The sequence below is a fragment of the Actinocorallia sp. API 0066 genome (assembly GCF_020991275.1).
Lineage (GTDB): Bacteria > Actinomycetota > Actinomycetes > Streptosporangiales > Streptosporangiaceae > Actinocorallia.
The window spans coordinates 1-395 of the sequence record NZ_JAJLQY010000042.1 but is presented as its reverse complement, the minus strand read 5'-3'; the positions used below and the strand labels follow the sequence as shown (position 1 = coordinate 395).

General features: G+C 70.4%; 1 protein-coding gene. It reads right to left on the bottom strand.

Annotated elements, in window-relative coordinates:
* Positions 1–395, bottom strand: a 395-nt coding sequence (locus tag LO762_RS32255) for a condensation domain-containing protein (protein WP_230620149.1), incomplete at both ends; no start/stop codon positions are given.

The following is a 395-nucleotide window of genomic DNA, read 5'->3' as shown; positions in this document are numbered from 1 at the left end:
GTGTTGACGAAGTAGCCGACGACGCCTTCGAGTTCGTGTTCGGTGCGGCCCGCGACGGGGGATCCGAGCACGAGGTCGGCACCGCCGCCGAGCGCCGACACCGTCAGGGCGGTGGCCGCGTGGAGGATCATGAACATGGTGACGTTCAGGTTGTCCGCGACCGTGCGCAGGCCCGTCACGGTGTCGGCGGCGATCGTCAGTTCGACGTCGACACCCTGGTGGGTCGGCTGGGTCGGCCGGGGCCGGTCGAGTGTGATGGTCGATTCCGGCGGTGCGTCGTCCAGGACCTCACGCCAGTGGGCGAGGTGCTGGGACAGTTCGGAGTCCGGGTCGGCGGCGTCGCCGAGGACGTCGCGCTGCCAGACGGCGTAGTCGGCGTACTGCACGGGCAGCGG